The 23,187-nt window shown below is 68.4% G+C and carries 18 protein-coding genes and 4 tRNA genes; 21 read left to right on the top strand and 1 reads right to left on the bottom strand.

What is annotated here, in order from left to right; all coding sequences use genetic code 11:
- The first annotated feature begins 88 nt into the window (after nt 1–88).
- Together htpX and AB0C03_RS09065 are read left to right on the top strand one after the other, a co-directional pair.
- Nucleotides 89–964 carry a zinc metalloprotease HtpX gene (gene htpX / locus AB0C03_RS09070; RefSeq protein WP_030329825.1) on the top strand — a complete coding sequence of 292 codons (876 nt, stop codon included), beginning with the start codon at nt 89–91 and terminating at the stop codon, nt 962–964.
- A gap of 137 nt (nt 965–1,101) precedes the next feature.
- Complete coding sequence (locus tag AB0C03_RS09065) at nt 1,102–2,361, top strand: MFS transporter (protein ID WP_030329826.1); 1,260 nt, start codon at nt 1,102–1,104, stop codon at nt 2,359–2,361.
- 179 nt (nt 2,362–2,540) lie between these two features.
- On the opposite strand, the gene AB0C03_RS09060 is transcribed toward AB0C03_RS09065, so the two are convergent.
- Entirely contained in the window at nt 2,541–3,035 is a 495-nt protein-coding gene (locus AB0C03_RS09060; protein ID WP_030329827.1) for a YajQ family cyclic di-GMP-binding protein, read from the bottom strand.
- A 147-nt stretch (nt 3,036–3,182) separates the two neighbouring features.
- On the opposite strand from AB0C03_RS09060, the gene AB0C03_RS09055 reads away from it, so the two are divergent.
- From AB0C03_RS09055 to AB0C03_RS08965, 19 genes are all read left to right on the top strand, one after another.
- Nucleotides 3,183–3,266: transfer RNA gene (locus tag AB0C03_RS09055), tRNA-Tyr, on the top strand.
- 317 nt (nt 3,267–3,583) lie between these two features.
- A complete protein-coding gene (locus tag AB0C03_RS09050) occupies nt 3,584–4,087 on the top strand; it encodes a hypothetical protein (protein ID WP_357635681.1) in 504 nt (167 codons plus the stop codon).
- Between the two features lie 1,042 nt (nt 4,088–5,129).
- Nucleotides 5,130–7,661, top strand: coding sequence for a putative bifunctional diguanylate cyclase/phosphodiesterase (locus AB0C03_RS09045; RefSeq protein WP_030329854.1), 2,532 nt, complete (start codon nt 5,130–5,132; stop codon nt 7,659–7,661).
- A gap of 93 nt (nt 7,662–7,754) precedes the next feature.
- A tRNA-Thr gene (locus tag AB0C03_RS09040) sits at nt 7,755–7,827 on the top strand.
- Nucleotides 7,828–7,851: 24 nt separating this feature from the next.
- A tRNA-Met gene (locus tag AB0C03_RS09035) sits at nt 7,852–7,924 on the top strand.
- A gap of 132 nt (nt 7,925–8,056) precedes the next feature.
- Nucleotides 8,057–8,224: a 50S ribosomal protein L33 gene (gene rpmG / locus AB0C03_RS09030; protein ID WP_007073056.1), complete on the top strand. Its 168-nt coding sequence runs from the start codon at nt 8,057–8,059 to the stop codon at nt 8,222–8,224.
- A 126-nt stretch (nt 8,225–8,350) separates the two neighbouring features.
- Nucleotides 8,351–8,797 (top strand): MaoC family dehydratase N-terminal domain-containing protein, encoded by a 447-nt coding sequence (locus AB0C03_RS09025; RefSeq protein WP_030329856.1) that lies wholly within the window; start codon nt 8,351–8,353, stop codon nt 8,795–8,797.
- 1 nt (nt 8,798) lies between these two features.
- Nucleotides 8,799–9,191 carry a MaoC family dehydratase gene (locus tag AB0C03_RS09020; RefSeq protein ID WP_030329858.1) on the top strand — a complete coding sequence of 131 codons (393 nt, stop codon included), beginning with the start codon at nt 8,799–8,801 and terminating at the stop codon, nt 9,189–9,191.
- Nucleotides 9,192–9,320: 129 nt separating this feature from the next.
- A tRNA-Trp gene (locus AB0C03_RS09015) sits at nt 9,321–9,393 on the top strand.
- A 213-nt stretch (nt 9,394–9,606) separates the two neighbouring features.
- On the top strand, nt 9,607–9,996 hold the full coding sequence (gene secE / locus AB0C03_RS09010; protein WP_030329860.1) for a preprotein translocase subunit SecE: 390 nt from the start codon (nt 9,607–9,609) through the stop codon (nt 9,994–9,996).
- Nucleotides 9,997–10,034: 38 nt separating this feature from the next.
- Nucleotides 10,035–10,757: a transcription termination/antitermination protein NusG gene (gene nusG, locus AB0C03_RS09005; RefSeq protein WP_030329862.1), complete on the top strand. Its 723-nt coding sequence runs from the start codon at nt 10,035–10,037 to the stop codon at nt 10,755–10,757.
- Nucleotides 10,758–10,943: 186 nt separating this feature from the next.
- A complete protein-coding gene (gene rplK / locus AB0C03_RS09000; RefSeq protein WP_030329864.1) occupies nt 10,944–11,375 on the top strand; it encodes a 50S ribosomal protein L11 in 432 nt (143 codons plus the stop codon).
- 78 nt (nt 11,376–11,453) lie between these two features.
- Complete coding sequence (gene rplA, locus AB0C03_RS08995; RefSeq protein WP_030329866.1) at nt 11,454–12,170, top strand: 50S ribosomal protein L1; 717 nt, start codon at nt 11,454–11,456, stop codon at nt 12,168–12,170.
- Nucleotides 12,171–12,250: 80 nt separating this feature from the next.
- Complete coding sequence (locus AB0C03_RS08990; protein WP_357635676.1) at nt 12,251–13,123, top strand: ATP-binding cassette domain-containing protein; 873 nt, start codon at nt 12,251–12,253, stop codon at nt 13,121–13,123.
- A complete protein-coding gene (locus tag AB0C03_RS08985; RefSeq protein ID WP_357635673.1) occupies nt 13,120–13,809 on the top strand; it encodes a hypothetical protein in 690 nt (229 codons plus the stop codon). Before AB0C03_RS08990 ends, AB0C03_RS08985 begins: the two co-directional genes overlap by 4 nt.
- A gap of 340 nt (nt 13,810–14,149) precedes the next feature.
- The gene (gene rplJ / locus AB0C03_RS08980; RefSeq protein ID WP_030329872.1) at nt 14,150–14,695 is read left to right on the top strand and encodes a 50S ribosomal protein L10; all 546 of its coding nucleotides are present in this window, start codon (nt 14,150–14,152) and stop codon (nt 14,693–14,695) included.
- A 54-nt stretch (nt 14,696–14,749) separates the two neighbouring features.
- On the top strand, nt 14,750–15,139 hold the full coding sequence (gene rplL, locus AB0C03_RS08975) for a 50S ribosomal protein L7/L12 (protein ID WP_030329874.1): 390 nt from the start codon (nt 14,750–14,752) through the stop codon (nt 15,137–15,139).
- Nucleotides 15,140–15,708: 569 nt separating this feature from the next.
- Nucleotides 15,709–19,140 (top strand): DNA-directed RNA polymerase subunit beta, encoded by a 3,432-nt coding sequence (rpoB, locus tag AB0C03_RS08970; protein WP_030329876.1) that lies wholly within the window; start codon nt 15,709–15,711, stop codon nt 19,138–19,140.
- 80 nt (nt 19,141–19,220) lie between these two features.
- Entirely contained in the window at nt 19,221–23,108 is a 3,888-nt protein-coding gene (locus AB0C03_RS08965) for a DNA-directed RNA polymerase subunit beta' (protein WP_357635668.1), read from the top strand.
- Nucleotides 23,109–23,187: the final 79 nt, after the last annotated feature.

Here is a 23,187-nt window from a genome sequence, read left to right as displayed (position 1 = left end):
CTCTCAGCGTTGTAACGGATGGTTGGTGGGTACCGGGTTGTTACACCGGTCAGCGGATCCCGGCGATCCGTGCACCGAAGGAGACATCGTGCACCACAACCGTCTGAAGACCGCAGCGCTGCTTGGCCTGCTCAGCGCCCTGATCCTGGCGGTGGGCTACTGGTTCGGCGGCAGCGGCGGCCTGGTCATCGCCGTCCTCGTGTCTCTGGTCATGAACGGCGTCACCTACTTTTACTCCGACAAGCTCGCGCTGCGCTCGATGGGGGCGCAACCGGTCACCGAGGCGCAGTTCCCCGAGCTGTACCGGATGGTCCGGGAGTTGGCCGCCGACGCCCGGCAGCCGATGCCGCGCCTCTACGTCAGCCCGACCGCGCAGCCCAACGCTTTCGCCACCGGTCGTAACCCGCAGCACGCGGCCGTCTGCGTGACCCAGGGCATCACCGAGATCCTCGACTACCGCGAACTGCGCGGTGTGATCGGGCACGAGCTGTCCCACGTCTACAACCGGGACATCCTGATCTCCAGCGTGGCGGCCGGCCTGGCCAGCATCATCACCCTGCTGGCGAACCTCGCCTTCTTCATCCCGCTGGGCGGCGGGGACGACGAGGACCGCCCGAACCCGGCTGTGTTGCTGCTCACTCTGATCCTGGGCCCGATCGCCGCCACGGTGATCCAACTGGCGATCAGCCGGAGCCGCGAGTTCCAGGCGGACGCCTCGGGCGCCGAGTTGAGCCGCGACCCGCTGGCCCTGGCCAGCGCGCTGCGCAAGATCGACGCGGTGGCCCGACGCCGGCCGTTGCCGGCCCAGGGCCAGCTCACCAGCACCGCCCACCTCATGATCGCCAACCCGTTCCGGGGTGGCGGCATGGCCGCGCTCTTCTCCACGCACCCGAAGATGGAGGACCGCGTGGCCCGGCTGGAGCAGATGGCCCGCAACTCGGGGCCGGTCCAGTTCCAGCGCTGACCCGCTGATCGACCGCCTCCGCCCGTACCCGGCCACGCCGGGTACGGGCGGACTGCTGTATTTCCGTTGTCTACCCGCCCGGCGGTGGCGTTAGGGTCATAACGGCTCACGCTCATTACACCCTCGGGAGGTTCACGGTGACCGCGCTGCGTCAGTACCTGGGTGTCTGGCGGATCCCCGGGGCGCCCATGCTGCTGGTCACCGGCATCATCGGGCGGCTCGGAATCGGTATGACCCCCCTGGCGCTGCTCCTGGTGGTCGAACAGGTGACCGGGCGCTACTCGCTGGCCGCCATCGCGGGCGGCATCTACGCCCTCGCCGGTGCCGCGCTCAGCCCGATAGCCGGACGGGTCGCCGACCGGGTCGGCCCCACCCCCGTCCTGCTGCTCACCGCCGTCGCCCACCCACTGGCGCTCATCGGGTTGCTGCTGGCCAGCCGCTCCGGCGACGACGCTCTCCCCGTCATCTACCTCGCCGCAGGCGTGGCCGGCGCCACCTACCCGCCACTCACCGCCGCCATTCGAGGCGCCTGGAACGACCTGACCAGCCCGAACTCCGGCCGTTCCCACCTCCGCAACACGGCAATGGCCGCCGAGACCACACTCTTCGAGATCGTCTTCGTCCTCGGCCCACTGCTCGTCGCCGGCTTCGTCCTCGTCGCCGACGCGTCGGCCGCGCTGATCGGTGCGGCGGTGGTCACCCTGTTCGGCACGACCGCCGTGGCCCTCGGCCGGGTCATGCGCGGCTGGCGCCCGCACCCGCGCGAACACCACGCCCGCGGGCTCGGCCCGCTGCGGGTCCCCGGCTTCCCGGCCCTGCTGATCTGCGTGGCCGGCCTGGGCATCGCGTTCGGGGCCGCCGGGGTGATCGTGCCGGCGTTCGCGAGCGACCACGCAACCGACGACCCGGAGAGCCTCGCCGGTGTGCTCCTCGCGGTCTGGGGGATCGGCAGCGCCCTCGGCGGGCTCTGGTTCGGCGTCCGGCGGCCAGCACCGAACATGACCCGGCAGTTCGCCTTCCTGCTCGCCGCGCTGGCCGCCACCTTCGCCGTGTTCGCGGTGATGCCCACCCCGCTGGCGTTGGGTGTCGCCCTGGTCGCCGGCGGGGCCACCATCGCGCCCGCGTTGACCCTGGAGAACACCCTGGTCGGCCGGATCGCCCCGACCGGCATGCTGAACGAGGCGTACACCTGGGTGGTCACCGTCGCGGTGGCGTCCAGCGCGGCCGGCGGCTCGGTGGCCGGCGTGATCGTGGACCACGCCGGCGGCGTCCGCTGGGCGTTCCTGTTCGCCGGGGCGGCGGTCGCCGTCGGTGCCGTGGTCGCCGCACTGCCCGCCGGGCCCATCGCCCGCGCGGAAACCACAGCGGTACGCACCGAACAGCCCGTCCCCGCCTGACCACGTGCGTACCTAGCGGGCGTCTCGGTCGGTCCGTGCCGTAGTCGGATCGTGCTTGATCGACTCAGGTTTCTGAATGTCGCGGTGACCCAGTCGCTTGGATGCCCCGACTTTCAGGAACCCGAGTCGATCTCACCCGGATGCGCTGCGTCCCCAGGTCGGCTCGCCGTGGACAGCCGTCAGCGGTAGTTGTTGAACTGAAGCGCCACGCCGAAGTCCTCGCCCTTCAACAGCGAGATGACGGCCTGCAGGTCGTCGCGCTTCTTGCCGGTCACCCGCAGCTGGTCGCCCTGGATCTGCGCCTGCACGCCCTTGGGACCCTCGTCGCGGATCTTCTTGCTGATGGCCTTGGCCTTGTCCGCCTCGATGCCCTGGATCACCTTGCAGTCGATCTTGAAGATCTTGCCCGACGGGCGCGGCTCCCCAGCATCCAGCGACTTCAGCGAGATGTTCCGCTTGACGAGCTTCTCCTTGAACACGTCCAGCGCGGCGCGGACACGCTCCTCGGTCTCCGCCTGAAGACCGATCGCCTCCTCGCCAGACCAGGAGATCTCAGCGCCGGTGCCGCGGAAGTCGAACCGCGTCGCAAGCTCCTTCTCCGCCTGCCGAAGGGCGTTGTCGACCTCCTGACGGTCAACCTTGCTCACGATGTCGAACGACGGGTTCGCTGCCATGTTTCTGCTCCTGCTGTCCGGCGGTCTGGGCCTGCCGTCGGCCGCCGACCAGCGGCACGACCCCCTGACGGTACCCGGTTGCGTTGGTGCCGGGGGGAGCCGCTATTCTTGCTTCCGCCGCCGCGTTGCGACGCGGTGGGGTGCCCTGGCGGGTTGCCCGAGCGGCCAATGGGAGCGGACTGTAAATCCGTCGCGAAAGCTTCAGAGGTTCGAATCCTCTACCCGCCACCAGGTGCAGACACGGCCCCTGACCAGCAGAGATGCTGATCGGGGGCCGTTGTCGTTGATCTAGTCGAGTTCGGCTGCGTCCAGCCGCTGACGACAATGCTGCCTCCGGGTGAAGCCTCAGTTTGGAAGAGCGCGCTCAGCCGGCTGTGATGTCCGAAAGGCCTGCTCGCGGGGGCCGGCCGCCCAGTGACGTCTAGTGCCCGCCGGTGACCACCCGGCCCTGCGCCGACTGATCGGGAACGGTCCAGGATTGTCTGTCCGTTCGGCGTTGTTGACCTTGAGCCCCACCCATGCGCCGGTCGCCGGCCTACTGTGTCGTCGTGCCTGGACCCGACGATGCCACTGACACACACGTCAAGGTTCGTTCGCGACGCCGGCGTATCTGGCTGCTGTCAGTTGTCGCCGTTGCCGCCTGCTGTTTCGGCGTGCTCAAGGTGAGAGACGCCCCTGCGACTGAGGCGCAAGGCTATGTGTCTCAGATCAGCGTGCGCGGTTACGAGCGGGTGCACGACTACATCGATCCTGGTACAGCACCCGCCGAGCAGCGCGCCGCAGTCGCGATCTTCGTCGGCCCTCCGGACGACAACGTCGTCGCCCGCGTGTCCGGACCAGGGCTCGTTGTCGGCGCTCCAGCAACGGATCCGGCCTTCCCTGACTTCGAAATGATCGGCCACGGCAGTTGGCACGGCTGTTTCGTGCACGTCGATCGCTGGAAGACGAGTGATCCACCCATGTCGTACCAACTGACGACCGAGCATCTGACCGCGTTCCGGGCGGGACGGCTGTCCGTGCTGTCCATCGCTGTTGGATGTGGCGGTGGATGACCGCGCGCTCCGGGCGGCCTCGCGAGTCCTCGCTGCTTCCGTGCCGCCTTGCCGTGGGCGTCTTTTCGCTTCGAGGGCAAGCCATCAACGCGACATCGCCGTGCGCCGATATTCTCGCCGGCACGAGTCAACACGGGGCCCGATCGCACGAGCGGTCGGCCGGACATGTCGCCGCCTCCGGCCCAACAGCCGGCACCGCGTCGGCCTGCGGCCAAAGTCGGCTGACCGCCGAATTCTCCCGCTGCGGGCGCACGCTGGCGGAGCACTGAAGCCGAGGTGCGGGCGTCGCGGTGGTCAGTGTTGGTGCGCGTGGCGGTAGGTCGGCGCCCACATCGATGGCGACTTCGCCACATCAGCGCTTATCGTATCTGCCGTCATCGATGAAAGTTCCACGCCTAGCTGCGCATACCCTGCCTGTGGTCCGCGTTCGTTCTGCTGGCGACCAAACTGAAATGAACCCGACGAGGTACTAGCGGGATGGCGGAGAGCCGGTATGGTGGTCGATGGCCGGATCGGAGGCGCGCGTTCGTCGCGGGCTGTTGAGCGTTGCTGACGGTGACCGTCGTACCGGATGTGGCAGTGCCTACAGCTGGACCCGAATTGCGTTGAAGGTCGCATTCAACGCTGGGTGAAACGGTTAAGCGACCTGCAGGCTCGTGATCTGGCCCGGTGCGTTGGGGGCGGTAGGCCGAACGGCGGGAAGTAACAGACGGTGGGGCCAGTCGGGCGACCACCACTTCTCTGGCTGCCCGCGCTGTGGCACGATCGTGGAACCTCCATCAACGCTGTACATCTCCCGACAGGAGCGATCATGTCTGGTCGAAGGCTAGGCCGACTCGGTGGGTCTCTCCTCCTTGTTCTTGCTGCCGCCGCCATCGTCGCCTTCCCCGCTGGCCTCTATGACAGCAGTGCTCGCGGAGCTCAGGCCATCGATCTCATCTGGACCGTCGCTCCGGAAGGCACTATCGTCGGCAGCGGTCGCTGACTCGTTCAGCTCACCCCAAGCCAAGGGCGGTAAACCGCAGGCGCCGTAGGGAGCGGTATGGCTCCGCGTGATCGATCGCGACGTCGTTCGGCGGATCGTGCATGGTTCATCACCGCGCCACTGGTGTTCTTCGCCGCGATCTGTTCCATCGTCACGGGGCTGGTGTCGTCCCAGCCCTTCGGTGACTGGCTCCTCGCGCTCCTGTTGCTGGTCGCCATGGCCGCCGTGGGCATGCCGGTCCTCAACTTTGTGGTCCGGCGGCAGTCGTTCGGCATGACCCTGACCGAGATCCCGCTGGTGTTAGCGCTGTTTCTGCTGCCACCGCTGACCGTCGTCGCGATCTACACGGTGGCGTCCATGCTCACGCAGACGCGGCACCGGTTCGCGCCTGTCAAGTTCTGGTTCAACGTGGCCAAGGCTGCCGCCGGGACCTCTCTCGCCGTCCTCCTCCTTCAGGCGCTACCGCCGTCGAAGGAGGTGGACGACCCCGGCACCTGGCTGAGTCTCTTCGCGGCCGTGACCGCGGTGATCCTGGTCAGCCTTCTCGGCATCGTCGGCGTGCACACCCTCCTGCAGGGTTGGCAGGCGGGACGGGACTCTCTCCGCACCGCACGTCCCGCTCTGCTCACTGCGGCGATCAACGTCTCGCTCGGTCTCATCATCCTGATCGCCGTCACCACCACCTGGTGGTCGTTGGTGCTGCTGGCCGCTCTCGGTGCGGCACTGGTCCTGGTCTACCGCTCCTACGCGGAGTTCTTCCGGCAACACCGGACGCTGGCCGCGATGTACGACCTCACCCGCGCTATCGGGGAGCGCGGCCAGGACGGCACCCTCGTCGATGCGCTCCTGGGTCGGGTCCGGGCCCTGATGCAGGCCGAGTACGCCACGCTGTGGCTGCCCGCCCAGGGCCGCCATCCCGAGGTGCTGCTCACCGCCCGGGTCGACGACTCGGGCCTGTTGGACGTCGTACCCACGCCGGCGTCCCTTCGCCAGCGGGCGTCGGACGAGGGGCGGACCATCGCGGTGGGGCGCGCTTTCGACGAGAAGGCGAACGAGCGCCAGGCGCTGAGCCACAGCAAGATCAAGGACGTCATCGTGGTGCCGCTCCGGTCCGGTCAGGCGGTCATCGGCACCCTGGAGGTCGCCAACCGGCTCAGCGATGTCGGTCATTTCACCCGTGGTGACATCCCCATCTTCGAGACGGTCTCCGCGCACGCCGCCGTGGCCCTGGAGAATTCGCGACTGGTCGACCGGCTGCGGCACGACGCGCACCACGACACGTTGACCCGGCTGCCCAACCGGCGACGGATCACCGGAGCGCTGGACGAGTCGGTCAAGATCCGCGCGCCGGGCGAGGTGGTGGCGCTGCTGCTCTTCGACGTCGACGGGCTGCGCCAGGTCAACGAGTCCCTGGGTCACGCCGCCGGCGACAAGGTCCTCACCGAGGTCGCCAACCGGTTGCGGGCCAGCGCACCGTCGTCGGCTCTGGTGGGCCGTGCCGGCGGGGACGAGTTCCTGGTGACGCTGCGGTTGGAGAGCGCCGAGGCCGCGCTCGAGTTGGCCGCCCAGCTGCGCGACCAGATCCGCGACGAGATGGTCTTCGACGCGCTCACCCTCGACGTGAACACCGCCGTCGGGGTGGCCGTACACCCGGATCACGGCAGCGACGCGGCGACCCTGCTGCTTCGGGTCGACCTCGCGGCCACCGCGGCCAAGTCGGTGCCGGGCAGTGTGCAGCTGTTCAACCCCGCGCTGGAGTCCCGTTCACTGCGCCGGCTGGGCCTGGCCGGCGACCTGCGCCGAGCACTGGACCAGGGCGAGCTGGAGGTCTACTTCCAGCCCAAGGTGACGCTGCGGGACCGGCGCCTGGTCGGTGTCGAGTGTCTGGCCCGCTGGGAGCACCCGGCGCACGGCACCGTCGCGCCGGAGGACTTCGTGGCGGTGGCCGAGCACACCGGCCAGTTGAGCCGGCTCACCGAGGTGGTGCTGCGCGAGGGCCTGCGCCGCAGTCGGGACTGGGCCCTGGCCGACCAGCCGCTGCCCATCGCGGTCAACCTCTCGGCTCGTACGCTCATCGACCAGCACTTCCCGGACCGGGTCCAGGAGTTGTTGACCGAGTACAAGGTGCCGGCGCAGCGCCTCACCCTGGAGATCACCGAGTCGGGGGTGCTGGACGGCACGGACCGGCCCATCCCCACCCTGCAACGGCTGCGGGATCTCGGCGTACGGCTGTCGGTGGACGACTTCGGCACCGGCGACTCGTCCCTGGCGCACCTGCGGCGGCTGCCGGTGCACGAGGTGAAGGTGGACCGCTCCTTCGTGCAGGGCATGGCTACCGATCCGGGGGACCTGGCGATCGTCAACGCGGTGGTGACTCTCTCCCAGCAGTTCGGCCTGGCGGTGGTGGCCGAGGGGGTGGAGAGCGAGTTGACCCTGGAGCTTCTCCAGGACATCGGTTGTGAGATCGGGCAGGGCTTCCTGTTCAGCAGGCCGCTGCCGTACGAGCGGTTGGCTGCCTGGTTCGGTGCCCAGGTCGAGCCGGAGACGATCTCCAACGGGGAGCTGCCGCGCCTTCGAGTCGTGCCCTGAGCAGGGCGCGGACGAGCACGGGGGATCCGATTTCACCTGTCGAGCCGGGCCGTGTACTCTTACTCCTGCGCGCCCCACGGGGAGATCGCGCAGGCCCCCTTAGCTCAGTCGGCAGAGCGTCTCCATGGTAAGGAGAAGGTCTACGGTTCGATTCCGTAAGGGGGCTCGAGGGTTCAGCTGGACCCATCGCAGCGGTGTAGCTCAGATGGTAGAGCAAGCGGCTCATAATCGCTGTGTCGCCGGTTCAAGTCCGGCCACCGCTACTCTCGTCTTCCGGGCTAGTTGCCGGTGGTCGTAAGAATGGGCGCTTCTGGCGCCCACTTTGCATGTCCGCGCTGTCAGCGTCTAGGCTGGCGCGTCGTAGTTGTTTCCGTTAGCGAGGAAGGCACTCCGCCGTGGCGAAGGCTACCGATGTCCGGCCGAAGATCACTTTGGCGTGTGTGGAGTGCAAGGAGCGCAACTACATCACGCGCAAGAACCGGCGCAACGACCCCGACCGCATCGAGCTGAAGAAGTTCTGCCCGCGCGACGGTCGGCACACGGTCCACCGAGAGACCCGCTGATCGCTGGCCGGCCTTTGGCCGGCCACCGTCTAAGTTTTTCCGATCGCCGATCTGACCGGTGTGGTGCGGCTCCGCCGCCGCCTACCGATCAGGTCGGCGATTGGGCTTTCCGTGTAGGTTCGCCGCATGCCTCTGGACGCCTCCTTCGTCGGCCGGACCTATCCGCCGACCGCCCCCTACCAGGTGGGCCGAGAAAAGATCCGCGAGTTCGCCACCGCCATCGGCGCCACCGATCCGGCCCACCACGACCCGGAGGCCGCGCAGGCGCTGGGCCACCCCGACGTGGTGGCTCCGCCGACCTTCCCGGTGATCGTCACGATGGCCGCGAGCCGCCAGATCATCGAGGACCCGGCCCTGGGTGTCGACTACAGCCGCCTGGTGCACGGCGACCAGCGGTTCGCGTACACCAGGCCGGTGTTCGCCGGCGACGAGCTGGTCTGCACGAACACCATCGAGGACGTCAGCACCCGGGGTGGGCACGGCTTCCTGACCACCCGCACCGACGTGAGCACCGTCGGCGGGGAGCCCGTGGTGGCGGTCTGGGCCAGGTATGTCATCCGTGGGGAGGCGTGAGATGGAGTTGCCAGCACAGACGTTCCGGGTGACCCGTGCGGACCTGGTCCGTTACGCCGGCGCCTCGGGCGACTTCAACCCGATCCACTGGAGCGACCGGGTCGCCACCTCTGTGGGTCTGCCCGGGGTGATCGCCCACGGCATGTTCACCATGGCTCTGGTCGGCCGGGCGGTCACCGAGTGGGCCGGTTCGCCGGACGCGGTGGTGGAGTACGGCGTGCGGTTCACCCGGCCGGTGGTGGTCCCGGACGACGACCAGGGGACCGAGATCGAGGTCACCGCGCGGGTCCGTGAGGTGACCGAGGATGGTCTCACCCGCCTGGAGGTGACCGCCACCTGCCTGGGGGAGAAGGTGCTGTCACAGGCGCGGGCAACCATCCGGTCGGCGCGCTGAACAGAGCCCGCCACGCGTGGCGGAGAGACCGGTTGGGAAAGTCGGGCGGCTACCCGTACACTGGTCCGCCGTGGGGCAAGTGACCCCTGCTCGGTCGTCTGTGGCCGCGTGGGGCGAGTGTTGCCGCATAGGGGTGTAGCTCAATTGGCAGAGCAGCGGTCTCCAAAACCGCAGGCTGCAGGTTCAAGTCCTGTCACCCCTGCGCCTCAGGCCTGACCGTTCCCGTGGGTCGCGCCGCCAGCTCGGCGGCGTCCGGCCCGTGGTGGTGGCATCGGCGGGGTGGTTCCGAGGCAATCGGGCCCTCCGGCTGATCCACCGGCCGCGGCCCGTCGCGGGACGGTTGGGTCCGGCCGGCGTGACCAGCGCCGCGTACGCCACTCGGCGTGCGACCCAAGATTCCGCGACGGAGGGCGAAGTGGCCGACAACAAGCGGCGCGACGACGACGGCGACGATCGTCTGGACGACGAGATCGTCGACGACGTGGCCGACGACGACGCCTCCGGCGCGGACGAGCCGGTTTCCCGGGGTGGCACCGCCACGCGGTCCCGCGCCCGGGCGGAGTCGGCGGACAGCCGGCCGACCACCCGGTCGGAAACGGGTCGGGTGGGCGTCTTCGGGCGCATCGCCCGGTTTTTCCGCGAGGTTGTAGCCGAACTGCGTAAGGTCATCTGGCCGACCCGCAAGGAGTTGCTGACCTACACCGCCGTGGTGGTGGCGTTCGTCGCGGTGATGCTGACGATCGTGGGTGTGCTGGACTTCGGCTTCGCCAAGGTCGTGTTGTTTGTCTTTGGCAACTCGGACTGACCGGCTGCCTCCAGCCATAGTGACGGAAGTGAGCGAGCGTGCCTGAGTACGACGAGACCGCCGGAGAAGTGGACGAGCAGTCCACGGTCGCGACGGCGGCTGGTGACGAGTCGGTTGAGGCCGCCAGCGAGCCGGAGTTCCCAACGACCGAGCCCGCACCGGACGAGGACTACGACCCGGTCGCGGAGCTGAGGCAGAAGCTGCGTTACGCGCCGGGTGACTGGTACGTGGTGCACTCTTACGCCGGCTACGAGAACAAGGTCAAGACCAACCTCGAGACCCGGATCACGAGCCTCGACATGGAGGACTTCATCTACCAGGTCGAGGTGCCGACCCGGGAAGAGGTCGAGGTCAAGAACGGTAAGCGTTCGCAGATCCAGGCGAAGGTCTTCCCGGGTTACATCCTGGTCCGGATGGAGCTGACCGCCGAGTCCTACTCGTGTGTCCGCAACACCCCGGGGGTGACCGGCTTCGTCGGCGCTACCGACCGGGCTGACCGGCCCGCTCCGCTCTCGCTCGACGAGGTGCTGAAGTGGCTGGCGCCGGCCGTCGAGACCGAGCAGAAGAAGGCGAAGCCGGAGATCAAGGTCCTCGACTTCGAGGTGGGCGACTCCGTCACCGTCACCGACGGCGCGTTCGCGTCGCTGCCGGCCACGATCAGCGAGATCAACGCAGACCAGCAGAAGCTCAAGGTGCTGGTGTCGATCTTCGGTCGGGAGACTCCGGTGGAGCTCAACTTCAACCAGGTCGCCAAGATCTGACTGGTCGTCGGCGGCGGGTCCGGCCCGCCGCCGACGTCGGCGTACGCGCTCTCGCTCGACCTCGGCGGACGAGTGGGCTGCGGCCTGCGCTACTCTTGAATGTCGCCGCTGTCGCACCGCGCTGACCGTGCGCGCCCGAGGGCGGCGACAGCCGCTTTTTCCCAGCTCCAAGCCCCAGGAAGTGACATGCCTCCGAAGAAGAAGCTCGTCAAGACGTTCACGCTTCAGTTGCCGGCGGGCCAGGCCACGCCGGCGCCGCCGGTCGGCCCCGCGCTCGGCCAGCACGGCGTGAACATCATGGAGTTCTGCAAGTCCTACAACGCGCAGACCGAGTCCCAGCGGGGCGACATCGTCCCCGCCGAGATCAGCGTGTTCGAGGACCGGTCCTTCACCTTCGTGCTGAAGACCCCGCCCGCCGCCCGGCTGCTGCTCAAGGCCGCCGGTGTGCAGAAGGGGTCTGGCGTTCCGCAGTCCGACAAGGTCGGCGCGGTCAGCCGCGGCCAGCTCCGTGAGATCGCCGAGAAGAAGATGGCCGACCTCAACGCCAACAGCATCGAGCAGGCCGAGAAGATCATCGCCGGCACCGCCCGGTCGATGGGCATCACCGTCAACGACTGACGTCGGCCCAGGCCGTCGACCCAACCGTGGGAGGGCTCGCGCCGAGCGGCCCGCCAGAGACCACAGGAGTAATCAGCAATGCAGCGCAGCAAGAGCTACCGCAAGGCCGCCGATGTCATCGACCGGTCGAAGCTCTACACCCCCACCGAGGCCGTGAAGCTGGCCAAGGAGACCACCAACGTCAAGTTCGACGCCACGGTCGAGGTCGCCATGCGCCTCGGCGTCGACCCCCGCAAGGCGGACCAGATGGTCCGCGGCACGGTCAACCTGCCGCACGGCACCGGTAAGACCGCCCGCGTGATCGTGTTCGCCAGCGGCGCGAAGGCCGAAGAGGCCGCCGCCGCGGGTGCGGACGAGGTGGGCACCGACGAGTTGGTCGCCCGGATCCAGGGTGGTTGGCTCGACTTCGACGCGGCGATCGCCACGCCGGACCAGATGGCCAAGATCGGCCGGATCGCGCGGATCCTGGGCCCGCGCGGTCTCATGCCGAACCCGAAGACCGGCACGGTGACCATGGACGTCACCAAGGCGGTGCAGGACATCAAGGGCGGCAAGATCACCTTCCGGGTGGACAAGCACTCCAACCTGCACCTGATCATCGGCAAGGCCTCCTTCACCGAGGGCCAGCTGGTGGACAACTACGCGGCGGTGCTCGACGAGGTGCTGCGCGCCAAGCCGTCCGCGGCCAAGGGCAAGTACCTCCGCAAGGTCATCCTGACCACCACGATGGGCCCGGGTGTCCCGGTCGACCCGAACCTGGTGAAGAACCTTCGGGAGGACCAGGCCGAGGCCTGAGTCGACAGTTCGCTCCACCGGGGCGCCGCCACGACCGTGGCGGCGCCCCGGCGCGTTCGAGGTGTGGCAGGCTCGGGCCCATGCGGCTGGAGAACGTCTGGTTGCGGTACCACCGGCGGGGGCCGTGGGTGCTGCAGGGCATCGATGTGCGGATCGGCCCCGGCGAGGTGGCGATCGTCCTGGGCCGCAACGGGGTGGGCAAGTCGACACTGCTCCAGGTGGCCGCGGGGGTCCTCCGTCCGGGCCGGGGCCGGGTCTCCGGCCGGCCGGCGCGGGTGGGCTGGGTGCCGGAGCGGTTCCCCGCCGACCAACCGTTCACGGTGGCCCGCTATCTGACCGGGATGGCCCGGGTGGCGGGGCTGGGCAGGGCCGCGGCCGACGAGGCGGTGACCTCCTGGATCGACCGGCTCGGGCTGTCCGCCTTCCGCTCGGTCCGACTGCCCGAGCTGTCCAAGGGCACCGCGCAGAAGGTCGGCCTCGCCCAGGCGATGCTGCGCCCACCGGGCCTGCTGGTCCTCGACGAGCCGTGGGAGGGGCTGGATGCCACCACCCGTGAGCTGGTGCCCGAGCTGATCGCCGAGGTGCTCGCCGCCGACGGGTCCGTCCTGGTGAGCGACCACCGCGGCGAGACGGTCCGGCTGCCGGCCGCGCGTCGCTGGTTGGTGGCCGACGGCTCGCTGGCCGAGGAGACGTCGTCGACGGACGAGACGATCGCCGTGGTCGAGGTCGCGGTGCCGGCCGCGCGGGTCGCCGGCACCGTCGCCCGGTTGCGCGCCGAGGGCCATCAGGTGCTGCGGGTACGCTCCGACGCCGCCACCGCCGTGCCCCAGGGCGGACCCGCCGAGCCGCTCCCGGCAGCGGGCGCCGCCCCACCCGCCGAGCCGCCGATCAGCGTGACCGGGCAGCCGGAGGCCGCCGACGCGGCGGTCGAGCCGGCGGGGGAGGCCCGGTGAGCGCCCTGATCCGGATGCGGTTGGCCGGTTTCCTGCGTACCGGCCGGGCGGTGGCACCGCTGCTCGCCGGCCTGATCACGCTCGGCATCCTGTACGGCGGTGGCCGTGCCCAGCCGGCGGAGGCGTACGGCGTCTCCGCTGTCGTGCTCTTCCCGGTGCTCGCCTGGCAGACCAAGATCCTGTTGGACGTCGAGCCGGACGTGCAGCGTCGGCTGGCGCAGGTGACGGTCGGGGTGGCGCGGGAGCGGCTGGCCGGGCTGCTCGCCGCAGCGGCGGCGGCGCTGGTGACGGTGGCCGTCGCGTTGCTCTTCCCGTGGCTGGTGGGCGGGGTGTCCGGCCCGGTCGATCCGGGGGACCGGTCGATTCCGGTCGGGCTCGCGCTGGGGCTGTGGGCGCACCTGCTGGTCGTACCCGCTGCTGTTGCTCTTGGTGCGCTGGCCAGCCGGGCATCGGTGGGCGGCGCCGGGTACGGCGTCGCGGTGTTGGCCCTCGGCGGGGTCGGCGCCGTGGTGCTCGGCCTGACCGGTTCGGTGGCCCCCTGGCTGGCTCCGCCGATCATGGCGGCGGCGCGCACCACCGGCGGCGAGGCCGCCGCGCTGACACTGCTGGGGCTGAGCGGGTGGGCGTTGGCCTGGAGTGGTGCTGTCGTCGGCGGCTACCTGTGGCGGCGGCGGGCCCAGGGCTGACCGCCACCGGCGTCGGTGGCGCGGCTCACAGGGGGCGATTTGGTGCTGCCGGCCCGGGCGCGTAGTCTTCAACAGTCATCCGTGTTCTCATGGATGAGGAACCACCCAGAGACCGCTGGTCACCGTGCTCCGGCACGGTCGAAGGTCCCGCGACAACGGGCGACCCGCGTAGGGCGGCAAGCGTAACTCGGCAGTGCACATGGTCCGCCGACCATGATGATCTGCCGGCCCTCGCCCCGTGCGCCCTGCGCCGGGGCTTTTTCGTTGTCGTGCTGCCTCCGCCCCCGTTCCGGCTTCGGCCGAGACGGGGACCAGCCTCGAGTAACGAGAGAGGAGGGACATGGCGGACAAGCCGATCCGGGCCGACAAGGCCACGGCCGTCGCTGAGCTGACCGAGAGCTTCCGCAGCTCGGGCGCCACCGTGCTGACCGAGTACCGCGGTCTGACGGTTTCCCAGCTCACCCAGCTTCGGCGCTCGCTCGGCGCCGATACCAGCTACACGGTCGCGAAGAACACGCTGGCCAAGCGTGCTGCGACGGACGCGGGCATCACCGGCCTCGACGAGCTGTTCACCGGTCCTACCGCGCTGACTTTCGTTTCGGGCGACGTCGTCGAGGCGGCGAAGGGGCTTCGCGACTTCGCGAAGGCCAACCCGAAGCTCGTCATCAAGGGCGGTGTCTTCGAGGGCAAGGCCATTTCCGCGGCCGAGGTCACGAAGCTTGCCGACCTGGAGTCCCGCGAGGTGCTGCTGGCCAAGCTGGCCGGCGCGATGAAGGGCAACCTGAGCAAGGCCGCGGCCCTGTTCCAGGCCCCGCTGTCGAAGACCGCCCGTCTGGCGGCTGCACTGCAGGACAAGCGCGAGAAGGAGGGCGCCGAGGCGGCCTGAGGCCCCCACGGCGCACCAGTTCTTACTTAACAGAAACAGGAAAGGACGCCAGACATGGCGAAGCTCAGCACCGACGAGCTGCTCGACGCGTTCAAGGAGATGACGCTGATCGAGCTCTCTGAGTTCGTGAAGCAGTTCGAGGAGACCTTCGAGGTCACCGCCGCTGCTCCGGTCGCGGTTGCCGCTGCCGGCGGTGGCGCCGGTGGCGCTGCTGCCCCGGCCGAGGAGGAGAAGGACGAGTTCGACGTCATCCTCGAGGCTGACGGTGGCAAGAAGATCCAGGTCATCAAGGTCGTGCGTGAGCTGACCGGCCTGGGCCTCAAGGAGGCCAAGGACGCGGTCGAGTCCGCGCCGAAGGCCATCCTGGAGAAGGTCAACAAGGAGACCGCCGACAAGGCGAAGGCCAAGCTCGAGGGCGAGGGCGCCAAGGTCACCCTCAAGTGACCTGACGTTCCACCTACGCGTACCCGGCTCGTGAGCTGGGACACGATTCGCGTGGCGGCGGGCGGTGATCCGACACGGATCACCGCCCGCCGTATTGGTGGTGTTGGCTCCGATCGGCCCTGAGCTGGGCTCCGACCTGCGGATCCGGCGACCGGAACGAGGGCGGCCGGTCGCTCTCCAGGGGGAAACACGGGGCGAGGGCAATACCGGCCCTTGACGCGGCCCGGGGCTGCCAGGCACGCTGACACCAGCAAGACACCGCGCTTGCAACGGCCACGACGTGGGTATGACAGCGGCGGCACCATCGGCCGCGGTAACCCGAGCGGCCCAGTGGGGAGTTGCGTTCTGAGCGGCCCGGCTGACCCCGGTAACGGGGGCCGAGGAGCGCTCCGCAAACAACCTGCGGGGTGGGCTGGACAGCGGTTAGCCTCTCGGCTACACTGCTAGTTTGCGCTGCCTTCCGACTTGGCCCCTGCTCGGAAATGTCCGTTTACGGATATTTCTGGTGGGGTCATTGGAGTGCACGCGTACCAGCCGTTCTGCAGCACCGGTCCTCGGAAGGACGCATCTTGGCAGCTTCCCGCCCTGCGAAGACCAGTCGTACGTCGAGCGCATTCGCTCCCCGCCGAGTTTCATTCGGCAGGATCACCGAACACCTCGAGGTCCCCAACCTCCTTGCCATTCAGAACGAGTCCTTCGACTGGCTCGTCGGCAACGAGGCTTGGCAGGGCCGGTCGGCGGACGACCCGCACGCACGCTCGGGTCTCGCGGAGATCCTTGAAGAGATCAGTCCCATTGAGGACTTTTCCGGCACCATGTCGCTCTCCTTCTCAGCGCCGCGCTTCGACGAGGTCAAGGCCTCGATCGAGGAGTGCAAGGAGAAGGACCTGACCTACTGCGCTCCGCTCTTCGTGACCGCGGAGTTCACCAACAACACCACTGGCGAGATCAAGAGCCAGACGGTGTTCATGGGTGACTTCCCGATGATGACGCCCAAGGGCACCTTCGTCATCAACGGCACCGAGCGCGTCGTGGTCAGCCAGCTCGTCCGGTCTCCGGGCGTCTACTTCGACAAGCAGCCGGACAAGACCTCCGACCGCGACCTCTCCAGCGTCAAGGTCATCCCGAGTCGGGGTGCCTGGCTGGAGTTCGACATCGATAAGCGCGACACGGTCGGCGTACGTATCGACCGTAAGCGTCGCCAGGCCGTCACCGTCCTGCTCAAGGCCATCGGATGGTCGGCCGAGCGGATCCGTGAGCGGTTCGGGTGGTCCGAGCTGATGATGACGACGCTCGAGAAGGACCACATCGCCGGCGCCGATGAGGCGCTGCTCGACATCTACCGCAAGCTGCGCCCTGGCGAGCCGCCGACGCGCGAGAACGCCCAGACCCTGCTCGACAACCTCTTCTTCAACCCGAAGAGGTACGACGTCGCCAAGGTCGGGCGCTACAAGTTCAACAAGAAGCTCGAAGTCGACGTGCCGATCACCACCGGCACGCTGACCGAGGACGACATCGTCGCCACCGTGGAGTACCTCTGCCGGCTGCACGCCGGTGAGGAGGGCTACGAGGCCGACGACATCGACCACTTCGGCAACCGGCGGCTCCGTACCGTGGGCGAGCTGATCCAGAACCAGGTTCGGGTCGGCCTGTCCCGGATGGAGCGGGTCGTCCGTGAGCGGATGACCACGCAGGACGTCGAGGCGATCACCCCGCAGACCCTGATCAACATCCGCCCGGTGGTGGCGGCGATCAAGGAGTTCTTCGGGACGTCCCAGCTGTCCCAGTTCATGGACCAGACCAACCCGCTGGCGGGCCTGACCCACCGGCGCCGGCTGAGCGCGCTCGGCCCGGGTGGTCTGTCCCGGGAGCGGGCCGGCTTCGAGGTCCGCGACGTGCACCCGTCCCACTACGGCCGGATGTGCCCGATCGAGACGCCGGAAGGCCCGAACATCGGCCTGATCGGCGCGCTGTCCACCTTCGCCCGGGTCAACCCGTTCGGCTTCATCGAGACGCCGTACCGGAAGGTCGTCGACGGTCGGGTCACCGACCAGATCGACTACCTGACCGCGGACGAGGAGGACCGGTTCGTCAAGGCCCAGGCCAACGCGCGCCTGAAGGCTGACGGCACGTTCGCCGAGGACCGGGTGCTCTGCCGTCGTAAGGGCGGCGAGACCGAGGACGTGGTCCCCGCCGCCGTCGACTACATGGACGTCTCGCCTCGGCAGATGACCTCGGTCGCGACCGCCATGATCCCGTTCCTCGAGCACGACGACGCCAACCGGGCACTGATGGGCGCGAACATGCAGCGCCAGGCGGTGCCGCTGGTCAAGGCCGAGGCGCCGCTCGTGGGTACGGGCATGGAGTACCGGGCCGCTGTCGACGCTGGCGACGTGGTGGTCGCCGAGGTCGGCGGTGTGATCGAGGATCTCTGCGCCGACTACGTCACCATCCACCAGGATGACGGCCACCGCCGGACGTACCTGCTGCACAAGTTCCGCCGCTCCAACGCCGGCTCCTGCGTCAACCAGAAGCCGGTGGTCTTCGAGGGCGACCGCGTCGAGGCCGGTCAGGTCATCGCCGACGGTCCCTGCACCGACGAGGGCGAGATGGCGCTCGGACGCAACCTGCTGGTGGCGTTCATGTGCTGGGAGGGCCACAACTACGAGGACGCGATCATCCTGTCGCAGCGCCTCGTGCAGCAGGACGTGCTCACCTCGATCCACATCGAGGAGCACGAGGTCGACGCCCGGGACACCAAGCTCGGTCCGGAGGAGATCACCCGCGACATCCCGAACGTCAGCGAGGAAATGCTCGCTGACCTCGACGAGCGCGGCATCATCCGGATCGGTGCCGAGGTCGTCCCCGGCGACATCCTGGTCGGCAAGGTCACGCCCAAGGGTGAGACCGAGCTGACCCCGGAGGAGCGGCTGCTCCGCGCGATCTTCGGTGAGAAGGCGCGTGAGGTTCGGGACACCTCGCTGAAGGTGCCGCACGGCGAGACCGGCACGGTCATCGGTGTGCGTACGTTCTCCCGCGAGGACGGCGACGAGTTGCCGCCGGGTGTCAACGAGCTGGTCCGGGTCTACGTCGCCCAGAAGCGCAAGATCCAGGACGGCGACAAGCTCGCCGGCCGGCACGGCAACAAGGGTGTCATCTCGAAGATCCTGCCGATCGAGGACATGCCGTTCCTCGAGGACGGCACCCCGGTCGACATCGTGCTCAACCCGCTCGGTGTGCCGAGCCGGATGAACATCGGCCAGGTGCTGGAGACCCACCTCGGTTGGGTCGCCAAGACCGGTTGGAAGGTCGAGGGTGACGACGCCGACTGGAAGCGCCAGCTGCGCTCGATCGACGCGCACGAGTCCGAGGGGGACACCAACGTGGCCACCCCGGTCTTCGACGGTGCCCGCGAGGAGGAGATCTCCGGCCTGCTCGAGTCGACCCTGCCCAACCGGGACGGCAAGCAGCTGATCGGGCGTACCGGCAAGGCGCAGCTGTTCGACGGTCGTTCCGGTGAGCCACTGCCGGACCCGATCGCCGTCGGCTACGTCTACATCCTGAAGCTCAACCACCTGGTCGACGACAAGATCCACGCTCGGTCGACCGGACCGTACTCGATGATCACGCAGCAGCCGCTGGGTGGTAAGGCGCAGTTCGGTGGTCAGCGTTTCGGTGAGATGGAGTGCTGGGCGATGCAGGCGTACGGCGCTGCCTACGCCCTGCAGGAGCTGCTCACGATCAAGTCCGACGACGTGCTCGGCCGGGTGAAGGTCTACGAGGCCATCGTCAAGGGCGAGAACATCCCGGAGCCGGGCATCCCGGAGTCGTTCAAGGTGCTGCTCAAGGAGCTGCAGTCGCTGTGCCTCAACGTTGAGGTGCTCTCCAGCGACGGTGTGGCCCTGGAAATGCGCGAGACCGACGACGAGGTGTTCCGGGCCGCTGAGGAGCTGGGCATCGACCTGTCCCGGCGCGAGCCGAGCTCGGTCGAAGAGGTCTGAGGTGTGCGGTCGGGGGCCGGCTCGCCGGCTCCCGACCCCGCCCGAGAATTAGCAGTACAGACGACGACATAGGGGACATAGTGCTCGACGTCAACTTCTTCGACGAGCTGCGCATTGGTCTCGCCACCGCTGACGACATCCGTCAGTGGTCGCACGGCGAGGTCAAGAAGCCTGAGACGATCAACTACCGCACCCTGAAGCCGGAAAAGGACGGGCTCTTCTGCGAGAAGATCTTCGGTCCGCAGCGGGACTGGGAGTGCTACTGCGGTAAGTACAAGCGGGTCCGGTTCAAGGGCATCATCTGTGAGCGCTGCGGCGTCGAGGTGACTCGCTCCAAGGTCCGTCGTGAGCGGATGGGGCACATCGAGCTCGCCGCTCCGGTGACCCACATCTGGTACTTCAAGGGCGTTCCGAGCCGGCTGGGCTACCTGCTGGACCTCGCCCCCAAGGACCTCGAGAAGATCATCTACTTCGCCTCGTACGTCGTGACGAGCGTGGACGCGGAGTCGCGTCACCGCGACCTCTCGACGATCGAGAACGAGATCCTGGCCGAGAAGCGGCAGTCCGAGAACAGCCGCGACTCGGAGATCGAGAAGCGGGCCGCCAAGCTCGAGGCCGACCTGGCCGAGCTGGAGGCCGAGGGTGCCAAGGCGGACGTCCGGCGCAAGGTCAAGGAGGGCGGAGAGCGCGAGATGCGCCAGATCCGCGACCGGGCCCAGCGCGAGATCGACCGCCTGGACGAGGTGCTGGACACCTTCCGCAAGCTGGAGCCGAAGCAGCTGGTCACCGACGAGCTGCTCTACCGCGAGCTGCGCGACCGGTTCGGTGAGTACTTCACCGGTTCCATGGGCGCCGAGGCGATCAAGGCGCTGGTCCAGAACATGGACCTCGACGCCGAGGCCGAGAGCCTGCGGGAGACCATCCGGTCCGGCAAGGGCCAGCGGAAGATCCGGGCGCTCAAGCGACTCAAGGTCGTCGCGGCGTTCCTGAACACCCGCAACTCGCCGCTCGGCATGGTGCTGGACTGCGTCCCGGTCATCCCGCCGGACCTGCGCCCGATGGTGCAGCTCGACGGTGGCCGCTTCGCGACCTCGGACCTGAACGACCTGTACCGCCGCGTGATCAACCGGAACAACCGCCTCAAGCGGCTGATCGACCTCGGCGCGCCCGAGATCATCGTCAACAACGAGAAGCGGATGCTCCAGGAGGCCGTCGACGCGCTGTTCGACAACGGCCGTCGCGGCCGGCCGGTCACCGGCCCGGGTAACCGCCCGCTCAAGTCGCTGTCCGACATGCTCAAGGGCAAGCAGGGCCGGTTCCGCCAGAACCTGCTGGGCAAGCGCGTCGACTACTCCGGCCGTTCGGTCATCGTGGTCGGCCCGAAGCTCAAGCTGCACCAGTGCGGTCTGCCCAAGCAGATGGCGCTGGAGCTGTTCAAGCCGTTCGTGATGAAGCGGCTGGTCGACCTCAACCACGCCCAGAACATCAAGTCCGCCAAGCGGATGGTCGAGCGTCAGCGCCCGGTCGTGTGGGACGTGCTGGAAGAGGTCATCGGCGAGCACCCGGTGCTGCTCAACCGGGCGCCGACCCTGCACCGCCTGGGCATCCAGGCCTTCGAGCCGCAGCTGGTCGAGGGCAAGGCCATCCAGATCCACCCGCTGGTCTGCACCGCGTTCAACGCCGACTTCGACGGTGACCAGATGGCGGTGCACGTGCCGCTGTCCGCCGAGGCTCAGGCCGAGGCGCGGATCCTGATGCTGTCGTCGAACAACATCCTCAAGCCGGCCGACGGTAAGCCGGTCACCATGCCCACCCAGGACATGGTCATCGGTCTGTACCACCTCACCCACCGCACCGCTGGTGAGAAGGGCGAGGGCCGGGCGTTCAGCTCGGACGCCGAGGCGCGGATGGCCTTCGACAACGGCGAGCTGCACCTGCAGGCGCCGGTGAAGATCCGCCTGCGTGACGTGGTCGGGGTCGACAACGGTGCTGGCGCCGAGGCGTGGACCGCCCCGGAGGGCTGGGTCGAGGGTGACCCGCTGACCGTGGAGACCACCCTGGGCCGGGTGCTGTTCAACGAGACGTTGCCGCAGGGCTACCGCTTCGTGAACTACGAGATCCGCAAGGGTCAGCTCTCCTCGATCGTCAACGACCTCGCCGAGCGCTTCCCCAAGGTGGCGCTGGCCGCCACCCTGGACGGGCTCAAGGAGGCCGGTTTCCACTGGGCCACCTGGTCCGGCGTGACGATCGGTATGGAGGACGTCATCGCGCCGCCGCGTAAGGCGGAGATCCTGGCCCGGTACGAGAAGGACGCCGACCAGATCGACAAGCAGTACCAGCGTGGTCTGATGACCGCCGAGGAGCGTCGCGGCGAGCTCATCGAGATCTGGACCAAGGCGACCAACGAGGTCGCCAAGGAGATGGACACCGCGCTGCCGCAGGAGAACCCGCTGTGGAAGATGATCAACTCGGGTGCTCGCGGTAACCTGCTCCAGCTCCGGCAGATCGCGGCGATCCGTGGTCTGGTGGCCAACCCCAAGGGCGAGATCATCCCGCGGCCGATCAAGGCCAGCTACCGGGAGGGTCTGTCCGTGCTGGAGTACTTCATCTCCACGCACGGTGCCCGCAAGGGTCTGGCCGACACCGCGCTGCGTACCGCCGACTCGGGTTACCTGACCCGTCGTCTGGTGGACGTCTCGCAGGACGTCATCATCCGTGAAGAGGACTGCGGCACCGACCGGGCGATCCCGATGCAGATCGGCGAGAAGCTGGACGGCAAGCTCGTCGTCCACACCCACGCCGAGACCAGCGTGCACGCCCGGACCCTCGCCGACGACATCAAGGGGCCGGACGGCACCGTGGTCGCCGAGCGCGGGCAGGACATCAACTCCATCGGGGTCGACAAGATCGTCGCCGCTGGTGTGGAGACCGTCCGGGTGCGCAGTGTGCTCACCTGCGAGTCGAAGCTCGGCGTCTGCGCGGCCTGCTACGGCCGGTCGCTGCCGACCGGTAAGTCGGTCGACATCGGCGAGGCGGTCGGCATCATCGCCGCCCAGTCCATCGGTGAGCCCGGTACGCAGCTGACGATGCGTACCTTCCACACCGGTGGTGTCGCGGGTGAGGACATCACCCAGGGTCTGCCGCGTGTTCAGGAAATCTTCGAGGCTCGGGTCCCGAAGGGTAAGGCGCCCATCGCCGACACCCCGGGCCGGATCCGGATCGAGGACGGCGAGCGCTCGCGCAAGATCATCGTGGTGCCGGACGACGGCAGCGACGAGATCGTCTACGACAAGATCTCGAAGCGCGTCAAGCTCCGGACCCACGACGGCGGTCACGTCGCGGTCGGCGAGAAGCTGACCGAGGGCACCATCGACCCGCACGAGCTGCTGCGGATCATGGGTCCGCGGGCGGTCCAGGTCCACCTGACCAGTGAGGTCCAGGAGGTCTACCGCTCGCAGGGTGTGCTCATCCACGACAAGCACATCGAGATCATCATCCGCCAGATGCTCAAGCGGGTGACGGTCATCGACTCCGGCTCGACCGAGTTCCTGCCGGGTGTGCTCGTCGACCGGGCGCTGTTCGAGTCGGAGAACCGCCGACTCGTCTCGGAGGGCGGCGAGCCCGCCGCCGGTCGTCCGGTGCTGATGGGTATCACCAAGGCCTCGCTGGCCACCGACTCCTGGCTCTCGGCGGCCTCCTTCCAGGAGACCACCCGGGTGCTGACCGACGCCGCGATCAACTCGCGCAGCGACTCGCTGGTCGGCCTCAAGGAGAACGTGATCATCGGAAAGCTCATCCCGGCCGGTACCGGCATCAGCAAGTACCGCAACGTCCGGGTCGAGCCGACCGAGGAGGCGAAGGCCAAGGTCTACTCGATGACCGGTTACCCGGAGACCGACTACGGGTTCGGGCCGGCCAGCGGGCAGGCCGTGCCGCTGGACGACTTCGACTTCGGGTCGTACCGCTAAGCACCAGTAACACGACGAGGCCCCCGGTGAAAGCCGGGGGCCTCGTCGTGTCCGTGCCCACCCACCCCGCGACCGGGTT

The sequence above is a fragment of the Micromonospora parva genome (assembly GCF_040649675.1).
In the GTDB taxonomy this organism is placed as follows: domain Bacteria; phylum Actinomycetota; class Actinomycetes; order Mycobacteriales; family Micromonosporaceae; genus Micromonospora; species Micromonospora parva.
Note: the sequence above shows the minus strand (reverse complement) of the source record. Positions and strands in the feature narration are given on the sequence as shown.